The organism is Xanthobacter agilis, from assembly GCF_021730435.1.
Lineage (GTDB): Bacteria > Pseudomonadota > Alphaproteobacteria > Rhizobiales > Xanthobacteraceae > Xanthobacter > Xanthobacter agilis.
The window spans coordinates 15,880-32,856 of the sequence record NZ_JABWGX010000006.1 but is presented as its reverse complement, the minus strand read 5'-3'; the positions used below and the strand labels follow the sequence as shown (position 1 = coordinate 32,856).

Genomic DNA, 16,977 nt, shown 5'->3' with positions numbered 1-16,977 from the left:
GGCAGGGTTTACTCATGACGGACAGGGACGCGGACACGCAGTCGGCACAGGAGCTGCGGCTCCGGCCGCAGACCCGTGCAACGCGGCAACGCTCCGGCGCGCACCGGCGGCGCATGGACTCAGGATTTGGTCGCTGGATCGCGGCCCTCGCCCTGGTCGCGGGCGCGGCCCAGCTGTCGCCGGCCCAGGCGGCGCCCGCCTGGAGCGAACTGCAGGGTCCGTTGCGTGGGGCGTCCTATGGGGAAGCCGGCGGCATCGCCCTGTTCGTGCTGGGCTGCGGCGCCGGCTCCGGGCCATTCATCCAGGCCCCCCTGCCCGAAGGCGTGCGGCCGCGCCCCGGACGGGCGACCACCCTCGCCCTCGATGTGGACGGCAAACGCTTTTCCGTGCGCGGCCGAATCGCCGTGGACGAAAACGCCGAGGGCGGACCGCGCGGCGCGGTGGTGGCCCCGGTACGCCTCACCGATCCGCTGGTGAAGGCGCTCGGTACGGGCAAGCAGGTGAAGATGGGTGAGGGGAAGGCCAATGGCGGCCTCGTCATTCCCCTGAGCGAGGGCACGGCGCTGCTCGCCAAGGCCGCCACCATCTGCGGCGCCCCGGCGCCGGTGACGACACCCGCGGCCCCCAAGCCCGCCGAAGCCGCCGCCGCCAAGCCGCCGGAAGCGGCGCCGACCGCCGCGCAGGCCGCCCCGGCGACCGTCGCGGCGGAGCCCGGCAAGCCCGCCCGCAGCGGCGGCGTGCCGCCGGCACGCGAGATCGCCGCTGCCATCTTCGTCGATCAGGCCGAAGGGCTAAGGGTCGCCGACAAGCTGAAGATCACCCCGGTGGACCTCAATGGCGACGGGGCTCCGGAAGCCATCATCACCCTCACCGATCCGACCTGGTGCGGCGACACCGGCTGCACCTGGTTCGTGGTGGACCTCAGCGGCAAGCCGCGGGTGATGGGCCAGTTCATCGGCCTCGGCCTTGCTCCGGGCAAGGACAGCAACGACGGCTGGCGCGACCTGTCGCTGAAGACCCCCGGCGGGTCCGAGCGCATGTATTACAAGGACGGCACCTACCACTAGAGCAATTTCAGCAAAAGTGGACAGCGGTTTTGCGTCTGAAATTGCTCTAAAACAAGGAGCTAGAGCATTTTCATGCGACGTGGATTCCCGTTCGCGTGACGAAAATGCGTGAATGCAAAACCTGGAGCGGATGACGTGAGCCAGTGCGAACGGAAAGCGCTCTAAGGCACGATCATCCGTGCGACGCCGGGCGCGGGAGGGCGGCATCCGCCACCCCGCGCCGTCAGCGCGGGCGCTCACTTGCTCAGTTCGGCCTCGTCGAGGGGGCGGGCGTCGTCGGCCAGCATGATTGGAATGCCATCGCGGATGGGATAAGCGAGGCGCGCCCCGCGCGAGATCAGTTCCTGGCGCTCGCGATTATATTCCAGCGGCCCCTTGGTGAGGGGGCACACCAGGATTTCCAGAAGCTTGGGGTCCACGTCGTGACCGGAACGCTGGGACTGGGGCATGGATATCACCTGTGCAAGGACCTGAAGCCTCTTCACACCGCGCGAAGCGGCGCGCCGACGTCACGCCCGGACCGACCAGACGAAAGCGGCCCTCCGTGGAGGGCCGTCGGGATTGGATCACGCCGCCTGACGCCGGGGCGTGATGAGCTTGCGGTTCACCAGCACCTCGGCGATCTGCACCGCGTTCAGTGCCGCGCCCTTGCGCAGATTGTCGGACACGCACCAGAAATTGATGGCATTGTCCACCGTCGGATCATCGCGCAGACGCGAGATGTAGGTCGCGTCCTCGCCGGCCGCGTCGTGCGGGGTGGCATAGCCGCCCGGCTCGCGGGTGTCGATGACCAGCACGCCGGGGGCCTCGCGCAGGATCTTGCGCGCGTCCTCGGCGGAAAGCTCCTTCTCGAACTCCACATTCACCGCTTCGGAGTGGGAGATGAACACCGGTACCCGCACGCAGGTGGCGGTGAGCTTGATCTTGGGGTCGAGGATCTTCTTGGTCTCGACCACCATCTTCCATTCTTCCTTGGTCGAGCCGTCGTCCAGGAAGACATCGATCTGCGGGATGAGGTTGAAGGCGATCCGCTTCGGGAACTTCTTGGTCTCAACCGGGTCGGAGACGAAGATGGCGCGGGTCTGGGTGAACAGCTCGTCCATCCCGTCCTTGCCGGCACCGGAGACGGACTGGTAGGTGGAGACCACCACGCGCTTGATGGTCGCCGCGTCGTGCAGGGGCTTCAGCGCCACCACCAATTGGGCGGTGGAGCAATTGGGATTGGCGATGATGTTCTTCGCCTTGAAGCCGATGATGGCGTCGGCATTCACCTCGGGCACGATCAACGGCACGTCCGGATCGGTACGCCACTGGGACGAGTTGTCGATGACGACGCAGCCCTGCGCGCCGATCTTCGGTGCCCACTCCTTCGACACGGTGCCGCCCGCCGACATCAGACAGATGTCGGTGTCGGAGAAGTCGTAGGTGTCGAGGGCCTTCACCTTCAGGGTTTTGTCGCCAAACGAGACCTCGGTGCCCTGCGAGCGGCGCGATGCGAGTGCAACCACCTCGTCCGCGGGAAAGCCCCGCTCGGCGAGGATCGAGAGAATCTCCCGGCCCACGTTGCCCGTGGCGCCGACGACGGCGACCTTGTAACCCATAAAACATCCTCGGGATTGCCGGCCCTTGCCGGTGAACGCGCGTTGTATGACGAACGCGCGCGTGATTCAATTGTACCGAATCAATTAGGCGACGGCGCCGCCGGAACAAGGGGAAGCCCCGCGAACGTGAACGGACCGGATGGGCCGGCGGCCGGGCACCGCCCCCGCCGGAACGCTCGGGAAGGATGCGCGAAGGTGTTGCCACCTCGCCACGGGAGAAATTTCTCCGGCGGGGAACCGCGTCCGGCCGGCGAGGTTTCCTTGCGCAAGGCGTGCAAGTGCCCTAATTCAAGCTAGACGGCAGATGTTCTGTGATGTGCCGTTTCGAGGAGGGTCCCATGCGTTTCGCGCCGCTTCATACCCTTGCCGCCGCGCTCGTCATTGCGCTCGCGGGCTCGGTTGCGGTCGCCGGTTCCGCCGACGCGCAGCAGACCCAGAAGCGCACCAAGCTCACCATTCAAAAGCGCTCCTACCTGGACGCGGGAACCATGGTGAAGCCCGGCTCCAAGTCGTATCTCGATTACGCCTTGCCCATGGACTACAACTACCCGAATTATCAGGGCTCGGGCGTGGGCCCCGGCCCCATCACCGGCCTGCGCTGGCCGCTACCGGGTCCGTTCGACCTGCCCGGCTACTGAACGCCGCGCGCGGAAAAAGGGGCCGGCCCGCAGGCGCGGCCCTTTTTTGTGGGCCAAAACAACATTCAACAATCGTAATTTAAGTATTCTCCGAAAATGCGATGACAAATCCACGGCGACGATGCATAAATGCGGTCCGCAGGTGAGGCCGAGTGACCTGAAACGGGCCGCGCCGCAGACCACCGTCCGCACCGCTACCCCCTCGATCTTTTGCCGCCGATGCTCTCATCCTTTGGATTCTTCCCGCTGGGGCGGACCCGCCGCAGTGTCATTCCCGGCTTTCGCCTGTCCCTGGGGCTGACCCTCACCTATCTCGCGCTCATCGTGCTGCTGCCCATCTGCGCGCTGCTTCTGAAGTCTGCGGATGTGGGCTTTGCGCGCTACATCGCCATCATCACCTCGCCGCGCACCCTGGCCTCGTTCCAGGTCACGTTCGCCACCGCCGCCGCCGCCACCCTGTTCAATGCGGTGTACGGCCTCGCCCTCGCCTGGGTGCTGGTGCGCTATGATTTTCCCGGCAAGCGCCTGCTCGATGCGCTGGTGGATGTGCCCTTCGCCCTGCCCACCGCCGTGGCCGGCCTGGCCCTCACCACGCTGTTCGCCAAGAACGGCTGGTTCGGCGCGCCCCTGGCGCAATGGGGCATCCAGGTGGCCTATGCTCCGGCCGGCATCGCCTGCGCCATGGCCTTCACCTCCATCCCGTTCGTGGTGCGCACGGTGCAGCCGGTGCTGGAGGATCTGGAACCGGAGCTGGAGGAAGCCGCCGCCACCTTGGGCGCCACCGACGCGCGCATCTTCCGCTCCGTGATCTTCCCGGCCCTGTTCCCGGCCTTCCTGGCGGGGGCCTCGCTCGCCTTCGCCCGCTCGCTCGGGGAATTTGGCGCGGTGGTGTTCATCGCCGGAAACCAGCCGTTCCGCACCGAGATCGTGGCGCTGCTCGCCTATATCCGGCTTGAGGAATATGATTACGCGGCGGCTGCCGCCATCGCCGTCACCCTGCTCGCCGTCGCCTTCGTGATGCTGCTGGTCGTCAACATCATCCAGGCCTGGCACCAGCGCCACACGGTGGGGGAGGACTGACATGGCGCAACGGATCAACCGCTATCGCGTGCGGGTGGGCGATGCGCCCCTGTTCCGCGTCGGCCTCACCGGACTGGTGCTGGCGGTGACCGCGCTGGTGCTGATCGCCCCCTTGTCCATCATCTTCGTGGAGGCCTTCCGGCGCGGCCTTCCCGCCTATCTGGACGCGCTGGCGCGGCCCGATACGCTGCACGCCCTCGGGCTCACCCTGTTGGTGGCGCTGGTGTGCGTCCCGGTGAACATCGGCTTCGGCATCGCGGCCGCCTGGACCGTCACCAAATTCACCTTTCCCGGCCGCAGCCTGCTGCTGGCGCTGGTGGAGCTGCCGTTCTCCATCTCCCCCATCATCGCCGGCGTCGCCTATCTGTTCGTCTATGGCGGACAGGGGCTGCTGGGGCCATGGCTCGCGGAGCATGACATCAAGATCATGTTCGCGGTGCCCGCCATCATCCTGGCCAGCCTGTTCGTCACCGCCCCGTTCGTGGTGCGCGAGCTGGTGCCGCTGATGATGGCCCAGGGCCGCGACGAGGAAGAGGCGGCGGTGACCCTCGGCGCGTCCGGGTTCCAGACCCTGCGCCTCGTCACCCTGCCCAATGTGAAGCTGGCGCTGCTCTATGGCGCGGCCCTGTGCAACGCGCGGGTGATGGGCGAGTTCGGCGCGGTCTCGGTGGTCTCCGGCAACATCCGCGGCCAGACCTCCACCATGCCGCTTCAGATCGAACTGCTCTACCAGGACAGCCAGGTGCTGGCCGCCTTCGCCGCCGCGACCGTGCTTGCGGCGGTGGCCCTGTTCACCCTGGTGGCGAAGTTTCTGATCGAACGCGCCGAGGCCCACAGCCCCACCGAAAGCCGCGACGCCGCCGGCTGACCCGCGACCTTGAGACGCGGCGCCCCACGGGCCGAAGGCCGCCCCGGAAGACCCCTCGCCGGGGTCGGACGCCCGAGACGGGGCCGTTGCGTGACCCCATCGCGATTCGTTCCAAGGTCACCTGCCAAGGTCACCTCCAAGCTTACCCGCCAAGCTCACCCGCGCGTTACGCCACGCTCCTGCGGAAGGGGAGGATTGGAAAGGGGGTCAGAATCGGAACCGGCTGCACCCGGAAAGCCAGTGGCAAGCCCACGGCGATGTCATTGACCGCATCTTCCATGGGCGAGGAGGCGGCGCACGACAGGAAAGGGCCTGGCTTCAATGCACGGCGGGGAATATCGCGAGTCGATCCAAGCCGAAACCCCACCGGCCCCATCGAAGACCGCGCGCCATCGGCCTTGCCGGCACCCCAAGAACCAGGACCACCTTCCGCACGATCGGCGGCAACGCGGAGGGTCAGGCGCGCGGAGCCGGCAGGCCCAGGCTGCTGGACGCCGCGTTTGCGGCCGCCTTCTGCGCGCGCCGGGCGTAACGGGCTTCGCGGCGGAACCGCCCCTGCCGCACCCATGTCACCGCCCCGCCGAGGATGACCCCGACGATCAGCGCCCCGAAGATGACCACGTACAGCGGCATGCTGGCGGCCAGCACCGGCGCGTTGGGAGAGAACGGATCAAGGGACACCAGGACGTCCCGCCGGTTGGCCACCGCGAGCGCGATGACGAGAACCGCCAGGGGCAGGCCGATGAGAATGGACAGAACACGCGCCACGGAGGATCACTTCCCGTCGTTGAGACGCTCGCGCATTTCCTTGCCCGTCTTGAAATAGGGCACGGTCTTTTCGCTCACGTCCACCTGCTTGCCGGTGCGCGGATTGCGGCCGACGCGCGCCTCGCGCTTCTTCACCGAGAAGGCGCCGAAGCCGCGCAGCTCCACCCGGTCGCCACGCTCCAGGGCGGAGACGATCTGCTCCAGGATGGCGTTGACGATGTTCTCCACATCCCGCTGATAGAGATGGGGATTGGTTTCCGCGATCTTCTGGACGAGTTCGGACTTGATCATGATGGCTTCACTTCCCCTCACGACCGATCCGCAGGGAGCGGTGGGCACGTTTTGATTTTAAGGAAAATCGTGGCCTGAGATTGAAGGCCGCGCCCCGATCATCACTCGACGGGAGGGTGCCAGACCGCCAATAAGCCGTCAAGCTGCACCCGGCTCGCGGCCGCCCGCGCGCTCCGCGAAAAGACACTCGCAAGTTGTGGAAAACCCGCGGATTCGAGGGCGGCGTGGCCAAGGCCGAGCAGCCAGCCGAACTCGCTGGTGACCCGCCCGGTGGTCCAGGTCCGCACCTTCAGGTGCTCGGAGACCCCCTTCTCCTTGGCCAGCCAGGCGCGCGCGGTGCGCTCGTCGCCGATCTGGTCCACCAGTTGCAGGTCCAGCCCCTGGTGCCCGGTAAACACCCGCCCGTCGGAGACGGTGGCGAGGCCGCTACCGGAGAGCTGGCGGCGCTCGCCCACGAGGCCCTTGAACCAGCCGTAGCTGTCGGCCACGAGGGATTCCACCGCCGCCCGCGCCTCCCGCGTCACCGGCGTATAGGGATTGGGGGAGGCCTTCAGGGGGGACGATTTGATGTCCTCCATGGTCACGCCCACCGTCTTCAACAGCTCGGTGACGTTGGGAAACTGGTAGATCACGCCCACCGAGCCCACCAGCGCGTTGCGGCGCGAGACGATGTGGTCGGCGCCGATGGCGGCGATATAGGCGCCGGACGCCGCCACCCCCTCCACCACCGCCACCACCGGCTTCTTCGCGGCAAGGCGCCGCAGGGCGTCATAGAGCTGCTCGGACCCGGTGACGGTGCCGCCAGGGCTGTCGATGGAGAGGATGACCGCCTGTGCCCCCGAGCGGCCGATCTCCTCCAGCATCTCCACTCGCTCGCGATCGTTGCGGATGATGCCGCCGATGACCACGCGGGCCACGTGAGGGCTGCCGGCCGGCACCCGCTCGGCGGCAAAGACACCCACGCCCACCGCCAGCGCCGCCACCACGGCAAGCACCCCCAGGGTGCGCCAGAAGGTGACCTTGCGGCGCAGCCTGCGTCGATCGACGATCTGGTCGGCGTCGAGGGACATCCCTGCCTCCTGCCTTCACATTTGGGCCACCGCGACCGGGCCGCATGACCCTTGCGGTGTGAGAACGCACACCGATGCGTCGCCGATCGGCGCCCTGTTCCGTTTGCACTTAAGCAGGTGCGCTCCCCTTGGCAAGGCGAGCGACGGGGCCGCGATCACCACGCCTCGCTCAGCGGCATTCCGGCGCGCCACTCGGCGATGCGGCGCAGGGTGGCGGGGGTGGTGTCCGGCGGCAGCGCGTCGAACGGGAAAAAGGACGCGGCCAGGATTTCCAGATTCGGCCGCGGCGCCGGACCACCGCGCACCCGGCCGCGAAAGCAGACCACATGGTCGCGCCCGCCATAGGCGGGGTGGAAGAACAGGCCATGCAGCTCCAGCGGCCCCTCCACCTGTGCATTTGCCTCTTCCTTCAGCTCGCGATGCGCCGCCGCGGCCGCGCTCTCGCCCGCATCCACGCCGCCGCCGGGCAGGTGCCAGCCGGGGGTATAACTGTGTTTCACCAACAGCAGCCGGCCCTCGCCATCATGGGCGAGCACCCGCACGCCGAGTGTAAGGCCGTGGCGCAGGCGACGGATGACGGGCAGAAGCTGGAACATCTCATACCTTTACCGCATCGCTGGGCGCGGCGGCCGCGGCATCTCCCGCCACGATCACGCAATCGCGCCCATTGTGCTTGGCGTCATAGAGCGCTTCGTCGCCGCGCGACATCAACAGATCCAGATCCTCGCCCCCCTGCGGCCGCAGCACGGCGCAGCCGATGCTGATGGAGCATGAGATCTGAGGCAGGTCGGACACGACGAGACCCCGCACCGAGAGGCGAATGCGCTCGGCCACCACCACCGCGTCACCGCGCGCGGCATCGGGCAGCAGCACCGCGAACTCTTCGCCGCCCAGGCGCCCGAAGACATCGGCCGGACGAATGCCGCCGGCGATAACCCGCACCAAGGCCTGGAGCACCCTGTCGCCCGCCGGATGGCCATAGGTATCGTTGATGCGCTTGAAATGGTCCACATCGACCATGAGCAAGGCGAGCGGACGCCCAGCGCGCGCGCCCGTCTCCATCGCAGTGCGGGCGGCCGCGAAGAAGGCACCGCGATTCAGGATGCCCGTCAGCGAATCGATGGTGGCGGCATGACGCAGCCGGCGGTCGTCATCCTCTTTCATCAGCAGCAGGAAGCCGATGCCGCCCGCCACCGCATAGGCATACATGACGATGAGGCCGAGAAACTGCTCCAGATTCCGGTCGAACGTGGAATGCCCTTCCACGAACCCGGAATATGCCCGCGCCAGGAAGGAGAGCGCCATGGCCGCATAGACGGCGGCGATGGCACGCTGCAGCCGCGATGCGCCGGGCGCGATGGCGACCACGACCGCGGCCGGGGCGAACAGTGCCGCCACACTCAGACTGGCGACGCCCACCAGCCGTCCCGCCGAGGTCCCGACGACGATGATGGCGAGACTGCCGATGGCGGCCACAAGGAAAAACAGCCACGAGAGCACGCGGTGCTTCGCGCGCATGCCCACCATCGTCGACAGCTCAAGGGCAAAGCCGAAATACATAAAGGTGTTGGCGACATCGACCGACGCCCACGCGGGAATGTCGCCGCGCAGGCCAATCAGCAGGCAACCCGCGGCATGAAGGACACGGGCGAGAACGAAATGATGAACAAGACGCCGTTCGCCGCCCTGCTCGCGGTAGGCGAGCAGCATGGCGCACACCACGAGATCCGTGATGAAGATGAGCCGGAACAAGGTCCGCAAGTCGAAGGGAACGAAATAGTCGAATCCAAACACGCCTGCTGAACCCAAGTGTGGCGCAGCGCAATTCTCGCCAATACAGGGGGGCGAAAACACCTCGACCGGACCCAGGCTCGGTCGAGACGGTCCCGAACATCGTACCAACGAAAAGAGCGCGCACCTTCCCAGAGTGAGGGAGCCCGCGGAAGCGTCTCCCCCTCTCCCGTGGTCATACACAACTTATCCGCGCAGTCGAAGCCGTCCGCCACTGATGGACAGACATTTGTAGCGATCACGACAAGGACTTCTTGCGCGAGCACAGCCCCGCGCGAACATAGCCGCATGCGCGGGGGGCAACGCAACCGGCCGGCCTCAGGCCGCCGGCTTCAGGGCCTGAAGCTCGCCGGGCAGCGCATAGGCCCAGCCGCTGATGGAGCCGGCGCCGAGGCACACCACATAGTCGCCGGGCTTGGCGAGGCCAGCAACGATCTCCGCCAAGGCCTCCGGTCCCGGCAAGGCGGTGACGCTGCGATGGCCGTGGGCGATGAGCCCTTCCACCAGATGGTCGCGATCCACGCCCGCGATGGGCGCCTCGCCGGCGGCGTAGACCGGGGCGACGATCACATGGTCCGCATCGTTGAAGCAGGTGCAGAACTCGTCGAACAGGGATTGGAGGCGGGTATAGCGGTGCGGCTGCACCACCGCGATCACCTGCCCCTCGCTCGCCCCGCGCGCGGCGCGCAGCACCGCGGCGATCTCCACCGGGTGATGACCGTAATCGTCGAAGATGGTGGCGCCGTTCCAATCCCCGGTCCGGGTGAAGCGCCGCTTCACGCCGCCGAAGCCGCCGAGCGCCTCGATGATCTTGGCGTCCGGCACCCCGAGTTCATAGGCCACCGCAATGGCGGCGGTGGCGTTCAGGGCGTTGTGCTTGCCGGGCATGGGCAGCTTGAGGCCGGAAATCTCGTGGGTCACCGCGCCGGAGCGATCGCGGAAGATGACGCCGAACTTGGTGATGCCGCCCTTGAGGTCCACGTCCACCAGGCGCACGTCCGCCTGCGGGTTCTCGCCATAGGTGATGACGCGACGGTCCTCGATGCGGCCGACCAGGGCCTGCACCACCGGATGGTCGATGCACATCACCGCGAAACCGTAGAAGGGCAGGTTCTCCACGAAGCTCTCGAAGGCGTCCTGCACCTTGTCGAAGGTCTTGAAATGGTCGAGATGCTCGGGGTCCACATTGGTGACGATGGCGACCTCGGTGGGCAGCTTCAGGAAGGTGCCGTCGCTCTCGTCCGCCTCCACCACCATCCAATGGCCGTCGCCCAGGCGCGCGTTGGTGCCATAGGCGTTGATGATGCCGCCGTTGATGACGGTGGGATCGAAGCCGCCGGCATCGAGCAGGGTGGCGACCAGCGAGGTCGTGGTGGTCTTGCCATGGGTGCCGGCGATGGCGACGCAGCTCTTGAGGCGCATCAGCTCGGCCAGCATCTCGGCGCGCCGCACCACCGGCAGGCGCTGGGCCCGGGCCGCGGCCAGCTCGGGATTGTCGCGTTTGATGGCGGAAGACACCACCACCACCGCCGCGCCGTCGATATTGGCCGCGTCGTGGCCCACGGCGACCGTCACGCCCAATGCGCGCAGCCGCTTCACATTGGCATTCTCGGAGGCGTCGGACCCCTGCACCGTATAGCCGAGATTGTTCAGAACCTCGGCGATGCCGCTCATGCCGATGCCGCCGATGCCGACGAAATGGATGGGGCCGAGGCGCTCCGGCAGCTTCATGAACGTGGTCCTTGGAAGGTTGCGGCCGTGCCCCCGCCGGCCAAATGTTGCACGAGATCGGCGAGCCGTTCCGCCGCGTCGAGCACGCCGGCGCTTCTGGCGCGTTCCGCCATCTGCGTCAACGTGTCCGGCGCGTCGGCGAAGCGCATGAGCTCCCCGGCAAGGCGGCCGGCGTCGAACTCCACCTGCCGGAGCGCCAGGGCGCCGCCGATGTCGGCGAGGGCGCGGGCGTTGGCGGCCTGATCCTGGTCCAAAGCATGGGGCAGCGGCACCAGGATGGACGGACGGCCGATGGCGGCAAGCTCCGCCACCGTGCCGGCGCCAGACCGGGAAATGACGAGATGAGCCCGCGCCATGCGCGCCGGCAAATCTTCGAAGAAGGGTGCCAGCTCCGACTTCAGCCCGAGCACGTCATAGGTGGTGCGCACGCGGGGCAGGTCTTCCTCCCGCGCCTGCTGGGTGACCGTGAGGCGGGCGCGGATCTCGGGCGGAAGCTGGGCGATGGCCTCGGGCACCACGTCCGACATGACGCGGGCGCCCTGACTGCCGCCGAACACCAGCAGACGCAGCGGCCCGCCCGCCACCGGCGCGTCATAGGGCACCCGCGCGGCGGCGAGCGCGGCCGGGCGCAGCGGGTTGCCGGTGCACACCGCCTTCGCGGCGAGCGCGGGATTGGCCTTCAGAAGGTCAGGAAACCCGGTGGCGATGGCGCTGACGCGGCCGGCGAGCAGCCGGTTGGCCCGGCCCATCACGCCGTTCGACTCATGAATGACCGTGGGCACGCCCATGAGCGACGCCGCAAGCAGCGGCGGCAGCGTGGGATAGCCGCCGAAACCCACCACCGCCGCCGGCTTCAGCTCGCGCATCAAGGCGAGCCCCCGCACCAAGCCGGAGGCGAGCGCCAGGCCGGTGCGGGCAAGCGCGACCGGCGAGCGGCCACGCACCGTGTCGGCCGGCAGCACATGCACTTCGCGCGCGGGGAACGCGCCCGCAAAGTGCGCGGCGCGCTCATCGGTGGCGAGGTCCACCATCAGGCCACGGGCATCGAGCACGGCGGCGAGGGCCTCGGCGGGAAACAGATGGCCGCCGGTGCCCCCGGCGGCGAGAAGAACAAGCGGTGTCACGACGCCCTCATGTTCCGCATGTGCGACGCCAATAAGGCGACGGTGGGGTCTCGTCCCCTGCCGCGCGGTCGGCAGGGGCGGCGGCCTCAGGCCGGATGGGCGGCGCCATCGGCGGGGCCGGGCGCGGCGACGAAGGATTTCGGCATGGCCATCTGCGGCCCGCTCACGACCTTGGGTTCGGACAAAGCGGCCAGCGCCGCCGCCCCCGGCCGCTTGCGCGACAGGGCGATCAACATGCCCATTCCGAACGCCAGCGAGATCAGCGAGGAGCCGCCATAGGAGATGAAGGGCAGCGTCATGCCCTTGGCGGGCGCGATGTGCACGTTCACCGCCATGTTGATGGCCGCCTGCAGGCCGAACAGCAGGGCGAGCCCGGTGATGGCGAAGCGGGAGAACGGGTCGTTCTCGTTCATGGCGCGGGCGAGCGCGCGCAGGATGATGAAGGCGAACAGCGCCAGGATGATGAGGCATAAGATAATGCCGAACTCCTCGGCCGCCACTGCGAACACGAAGTCGGTATGGCCGTCCGGCAGAAGGCGCTTCATGGTGCCCTCCCCCGGCCCCTGGCCGAACCAGCCGCCGTTGCGGAACGAGTTGAGCGCCGCGTCGATCTGGTAGGTGTCGCCGGATTCGGGGTTCAGGAAGCGGTTGATGCGCTTTTGAACGTGGGACACGGTCATATAGGCGATGGCGCCGCCGCCGGCACCCACGCCAATGAGGCCGATCATCCAGATCCAGCGCAGGCCGGCGAGGAAGAACAGGGCCGCCCACACCAGCGAGATCAGCAGGCTCTGGCCAAAATCCGGCTGCTTCACCAGCGGCCCGAGCACGCTCGCCAACAGGCCGATGGCGAGCAGCTGAGCCGGCATTTCCGGCCGTTTCGCGCTTTCCGAAAACAGCCAGGCGGCGATGATGACGAACGCCGGCTTGATGAACTCCGACGGCTGCACCGTGATGCCGGCGATGGTGAGCCAGCGCCGGGCGCCCTTCACCTCGGGGCCCACCACCAGGGTGGCGAGCAGCAGCACGAAAAACAGCGCGAACACCACCATGCACACCCGCCGGATGGCGCGCGGCGACAGGAAGGAGGTGGCGATCATCACCACCGCCGCCGGGACCAGGAACAGCACCTGCCGGTTCACGAAATGGAACGGATCGGCGATGTTGAGGCGGGCGGCGACCGCCGGGCTCGCGGCGAGGCACAGCACGATGCCCACCACCATCAAGGCGAACAGGCCGGCGAGCAGGCCCCGGTCCACCGTCCACCACCACTCGCTCAGGACAGTGCGATCGGCGCGCGACATCATGGGACGGCAACTCCAGCACGGAACATTTCGCGCACCATGCGTCGCGGACGGTTGACGGGCGATTAAAGCCGCGCGGTCTCCGGCCAATGGGAGCGATGCCGGGCGGAAGCGATGCCGCAGGCGTGAACGCCGCGCTGGCGCCGTCCGTTCGACCCACCGCGATCCGTCGCCATCCGCCGCCGGCGGCAAACGCCGTCGTCGCCGGTCGCGAAACCGGCCGCCACCGCTTATATTTGCCAGCGTGGCCCCCATGATCCGAAACGCCAGCCCCTCCAACACCGAAGCGCCGACACCGGAAGCGCCCGGCGCCGAGAGCGCGCGCGCCAAGGCGCCGCGCCGCAAGGCCCGGAAGGGCGCGGCGCCGCAGGCGGAGGCGCTGCCCGAGACCTTCCGGCGCTGGTTCGCGGCGCGGGGCTGGGCGCCGCGCGCCCACCAGCTCGACCTGCTGGCGGCGGCGCGCGCCGGGCGCTCGGTGCTGCTCATCGCCCCCACCGGCGCCGGCAAGACCCTGGCCGGCTTCCTGCCGACCCTGGTGGAGCTGGCCGAAGGGCGCCCCAGCCGCATGGCAACGACAGCGCACGCCCGCGCAAGGGGGCCGGGCGAGGACGCGGCAGCCGAAGGGGGAGAGAGACCGGGGCCCGCAACGTCGCCGACTGCGTCCCGGTCCCAGGACGGTACCACATCACCGCCCGGCACCAAGTCCGCGACAGGGATCAAGTCCCGTCCGGGGATCGCGTCCCCCGACCCGGCGCGCTCGAAGGCCAATGGCCGCGCGGAGCGGATCACCGAACCTGCCGCCGCGCTCCCACCGCACGGCGCGGACGCGGATGCGGCGAGGCCTGACGCCCTCGCACCCAGCGCCGCCCCCTTCGCCCGCTGGACGGAACAGGCGCGCGTGTCACCGCTGCACACGCTCTACATCTCTCCGCTCAAGGCGCTGGCGGTGGATATCGCCCGCAATCTTGAGGCGCCCATCGCCGAGATGGAGCTGCCGATCCGGGTCGAGACCCGCACCGGCGACACCCCGGCCAGCCGCCGCCAGCGCCAGCGGCGCGATCCGCCGGACATCCTGCTCACCACGCCCGAACAGATCTCGCTGCTGCTGGCCTCCAAGGATGCCGAAACGCTGTTTTCGGGCCTGAAGCGGGTGGTGCTGGACGAGTTGCACGCCCTTGTCACCTCCAAGCGCGGCGACCTGCTGGCGCTGGCGCTGGCGCGGCTGCGCGCCCTCGCGCCCGGCCTGCAATGCGTCGGCCTGTCGGCGACCGTGGCCGAGCCCGACGATCTGCGCCGCTACCTCGTGCCCCAATCGGACCCCGGCAAAACCGGCGGCACACCGCGCGCCGACCTTGTGGTGGCTCACGGCGGCGCCGCGCCCGACATCGCCATGCTCGACACCGCCGCCCCCATGCCCTGGGCGAGCCATATGGCGCTGCACGCCGTGCCGGACATCTATGCCGCCGTTCGCGCCAGCGGGCTCAGCCTGGTGTTCGTCAACACCCGGCGGCAGGCGGAATTTCTGTTCCAGGAACTCTGGCGCATCAATGACGACAATCTGCCCATCGCCTTGCACCACGGCTCGCTCGCCGTGGACCAGCGCCGCAAGGTGGAGGCGGCCATGGCGGCCGGGCGGCTGAAGGCGGTGGTCGCCACCTCATCCCTCGATCTCGGTATCGACTGGGGGAATGTGGACCTCGTCATCAACGTGGGGGCGCCAAAGGGCTCCTCACGCCTCATGCAGCGCATCGGCCGCGCCAACCACCGGCTTGACGAGCCCTCCCGCGCGGTGCTGGTGCCGGCCAACCGGTTTGAGGTATTGGAGTGCCACGCCGCCTTGGAGGCGGTACGCGCCGGCGCCCAGGACACCCCGCCGGAGCGGACCGGCGCCCTCGACGTGCTGGCCCAGCATGTGCTTGGCATGGCCTGCGCCGCCCCCTTCGACGCCGACGCCCTGTTCGCCGAGGTCACCACCGCCGCCCCCTACCGCGCGCTTTCCCGCGCCGATTTCGATGCGGCGCTCGATTTCGTCGCCACCGGCGGCTATGCGCTCCGGGCCTATGAGCGCTTCGCCAAGATCCGCCGGACCCGCGACGGCCTGTGGCGGGTGGCGAACCCCATGGTGGCCCAGGCCTACCGGCTCAACATCGGCACCATCGTCGAAAGCCCCATGATCAAGGTGCGCCTCGTCTCCGCCCGCGGCGCGGCCAGAAGCGGGGTGGCCGGGCGGGTGCGCTGGGGCGGCCGGGTGCTGGGCGAGGTGGAGGAATATTTCGTCGAGAGCCTGGTGGCGGGCGACACCTTCGTGTTCGCCGGCGAGATCCTGCGCTTCGAGGCCATGGTGGAAGACGAGATCTACGTCTCCCGTGCCAGCGCCAAGGAACCCAAGGTGCCGGCCTATGCGGGCGGCAAGTTTCCCCTCTCCACCTTCCTCGCCGCCGGGGTGCGGGCGCTGCTGGCCGCCCCCGAGCGCTGGGCCAGCCTGCCGCCACAGGTGGCCGAATGGCTGGAGCTGCAACGCGCCCGGTCCCGCCTGCCGGGTCGCAACGACCTGCTGGTGGAAACCTTCGAGCGGGCCGCGCGCCACTATCTCGTCACCTATCCGTTCGAGGGGCGGCTCGCCCATCAGACGCTCGGCATGCTGCTGACCCGCCGGCTGGAACGAGCGGGACTGAAGCCGCTGGGGTTCACCGCCAACGATTATGCGCTGGGCATCTATGGGGTGGGCGACCTGGGCCACGCCATCACCCAGGGCCGGCTGTCCCTGGCCGACCTGTTCGACGCGGACATGCTCGGCGACGACCTGGAATCCTGGCTTGACGAAAGCAGCCTCATGAAGCGCACCTTCCGCTATTGCGCGGTGATCGCCGGCCTCATCGAGCGGCGCTTTCCCGGCAAGGAGAAGAGCGCCCGGCAAGTCACCATCTCCACCGATCTCGTCTATGACGTGCTGCGCCGCCACCAGAGCGACCACATGCTGCTGCGGGCGGCGCGGGCGGATGCCGCCACCGGCCTTCTGGACGTCAAGCGCCTCGCCGAGATGTTGGCGCGCATCAAGGGCCGCATCGTGCATCAGCCGCTGGCGCGGGTGTCGCCGCTGTCGGTACCGGTGCTGCTGGAGATCGGCCGCGAGGGCGTCGGCGGCGATGCCGAGGAGGCCCTGCTGGCGGAAGCCGAAGACGAGCTGGTGCGCGCCGCCACGAACTGACGCCAGACGCCTGGGAACGTCACGCCCCCGCCCAATTCCCCGCCCAAGTCCCCGCGCGGACAGGGTCGGAGACTTGGGCCAAGCTGCACCGGGCGAATCCGCGCCGGGCCTGGCCAAGCCGCAGGGGCCAGCACCTGGGCTGACGGCGTGAAGGAGGGCGCGCATCCGCTCGCCGCCGGAAGCCATGCCGCCGGAGCGTCGGGGGCCGACGACCCAAATCGCTGAACGGAGTCAAGTCGCTGAACGGAACCCGCTCGCTGCGCGGAGCCAGTTCGCTGAACGGCGCATTCCCGGAAAGACGTTGGGCGGCCTCCTGGCGCCTGCCCGCAAACACGGCCCTCCGGACCGCGTCGCCATCGGGATCCGGACACGCGCAAGGGTCCTATCGTCCCCCCGCGCAGCGCGCCCGCCGGCTCCCCCCTTCACCACGCCGCTG

General features: G+C 68.6%; 15 protein-coding genes. 5 read left to right on the top strand and 10 right to left on the bottom strand.

What is annotated here, in order from left to right; translation table 11 throughout:
• The first annotated feature begins 14 nt into the window (after positions 1–14).
• Positions 15–1,067, top strand: a complete 1,053-nt coding sequence (locus HUW53_RS05730) for a hypothetical protein (protein ID WP_237344798.1) — start codon at positions 15–17, stop codon at positions 1,065–1,067.
• 236 nt (positions 1,068–1,303) lie between these two features.
• Here the strand turns inward: HUW53_RS05730 and HUW53_RS05725 are convergent, their stop codons facing one another.
• Complete coding sequence (locus HUW53_RS05725) at positions 1,304–1,516, bottom strand: Trm112 family protein (protein WP_237344797.1); 213 nt, start codon at positions 1,514–1,516, stop codon at positions 1,304–1,306.
• Positions 1,517–1,633: 117 nt separating this feature from the next.
• Positions 1,634–2,668 (bottom strand): aspartate-semialdehyde dehydrogenase, encoded by a 1,035-nt coding sequence (locus HUW53_RS05720; RefSeq protein WP_237344796.1) that lies wholly within the window; start codon positions 2,666–2,668, stop codon positions 1,634–1,636.
• 338 nt (positions 2,669–3,006) lie between these two features.
• Between HUW53_RS05720 and HUW53_RS05715 the strand changes: the two genes are divergently transcribed.
• The 3 genes from HUW53_RS05715 to cysW all read left to right on the top strand — a co-directional run bounded on the left by HUW53_RS05715 (position 3,007) and on the right by cysW (position 5,254).
• Positions 3,007–3,306: a hypothetical protein gene (locus HUW53_RS05715; RefSeq protein WP_237344795.1), complete on the top strand. Its 300-nt coding sequence runs from the start codon at positions 3,007–3,009 to the stop codon at positions 3,304–3,306.
• 219 nt (positions 3,307–3,525) lie between these two features.
• On the top strand, positions 3,526–4,386 hold the full coding sequence (gene cysT / locus HUW53_RS05710) for a sulfate ABC transporter permease subunit CysT (protein WP_237344794.1): 861 nt from the start codon (positions 3,526–3,528) through the stop codon (positions 4,384–4,386).
• Between the two features lies 1 nt (position 4,387).
• Positions 4,388–5,254 (top strand): sulfate ABC transporter permease subunit CysW, encoded by an 867-nt coding sequence (gene cysW / locus HUW53_RS05705; RefSeq protein ID WP_237344793.1) that lies wholly within the window; start codon positions 4,388–4,390, stop codon positions 5,252–5,254.
• A gap of 456 nt (positions 5,255–5,710) precedes the next feature.
• On the opposite strand, the gene HUW53_RS05700 is transcribed toward cysW, so the two are convergent.
• From HUW53_RS05700 to ftsW, 8 genes are all read right to left on the bottom strand, one after another.
• Positions 5,711–6,022, bottom strand: a complete 312-nt coding sequence (locus HUW53_RS05700) for a lipopolysaccharide assembly protein LapA domain-containing protein (RefSeq protein ID WP_237344792.1) — start codon at positions 6,020–6,022, stop codon at positions 5,711–5,713.
• Positions 6,023–6,028: 6 nt separating this feature from the next.
• On the bottom strand, positions 6,029–6,313 hold the full coding sequence (locus HUW53_RS05695) for an integration host factor subunit beta (protein ID WP_234053265.1): 285 nt from the start codon (positions 6,311–6,313) through the stop codon (positions 6,029–6,031).
• Between the two features lie 101 nt (positions 6,314–6,414).
• The gene (gene sppA / locus HUW53_RS05690) at positions 6,415–7,383 is read right to left on the bottom strand and encodes a signal peptide peptidase SppA (protein WP_237344791.1); all 969 of its coding nucleotides are present in this window, start codon (positions 7,381–7,383) and stop codon (positions 6,415–6,417) included.
• 155 nt (positions 7,384–7,538) lie between these two features.
• A complete protein-coding gene (locus HUW53_RS05685) occupies positions 7,539–7,979 on the bottom strand; it encodes an NUDIX domain-containing protein (protein ID WP_237344790.1) in 441 nt (146 codons plus the stop codon).
• A gap of 1 nt (position 7,980) precedes the next feature.
• Positions 7,981–9,177 (bottom strand): GGDEF domain-containing protein, encoded by a 1,197-nt coding sequence (locus tag HUW53_RS21965; protein ID WP_237344789.1) that lies wholly within the window; start codon positions 9,175–9,177, stop codon positions 7,981–7,983.
• A gap of 315 nt (positions 9,178–9,492) precedes the next feature.
• Positions 9,493–10,905, bottom strand: coding sequence for a UDP-N-acetylmuramate--L-alanine ligase (murC, locus tag HUW53_RS05675; protein ID WP_237344788.1), 1,413 nt, complete (start codon positions 10,903–10,905; stop codon positions 9,493–9,495).
• Complete coding sequence (gene murG, locus HUW53_RS05670) at positions 10,902–12,029, bottom strand: undecaprenyldiphospho-muramoylpentapeptide beta-N-acetylglucosaminyltransferase (RefSeq protein WP_237344787.1); 1,128 nt, start codon at positions 12,027–12,029, stop codon at positions 10,902–10,904. The genes murC and murG overlap by 4 nt, the downstream gene beginning before the upstream one ends.
• Before the next feature lie 86 nt (positions 12,030–12,115).
• Positions 12,116–13,336, bottom strand: coding sequence for a putative lipid II flippase FtsW (ftsW, locus tag HUW53_RS05665; protein ID WP_237344786.1), 1,221 nt, complete (start codon positions 13,334–13,336; stop codon positions 12,116–12,118).
• Between the two features lie 250 nt (positions 13,337–13,586).
• Between ftsW and HUW53_RS05660 the strand changes: the two genes are divergently transcribed.
• A complete protein-coding gene (locus HUW53_RS05660; protein WP_237344785.1) occupies positions 13,587–16,541 on the top strand; it encodes a ligase-associated DNA damage response DEXH box helicase in 2,955 nt (984 codons plus the stop codon).
• Positions 16,542–16,977: the final 436 nt, after the last annotated feature.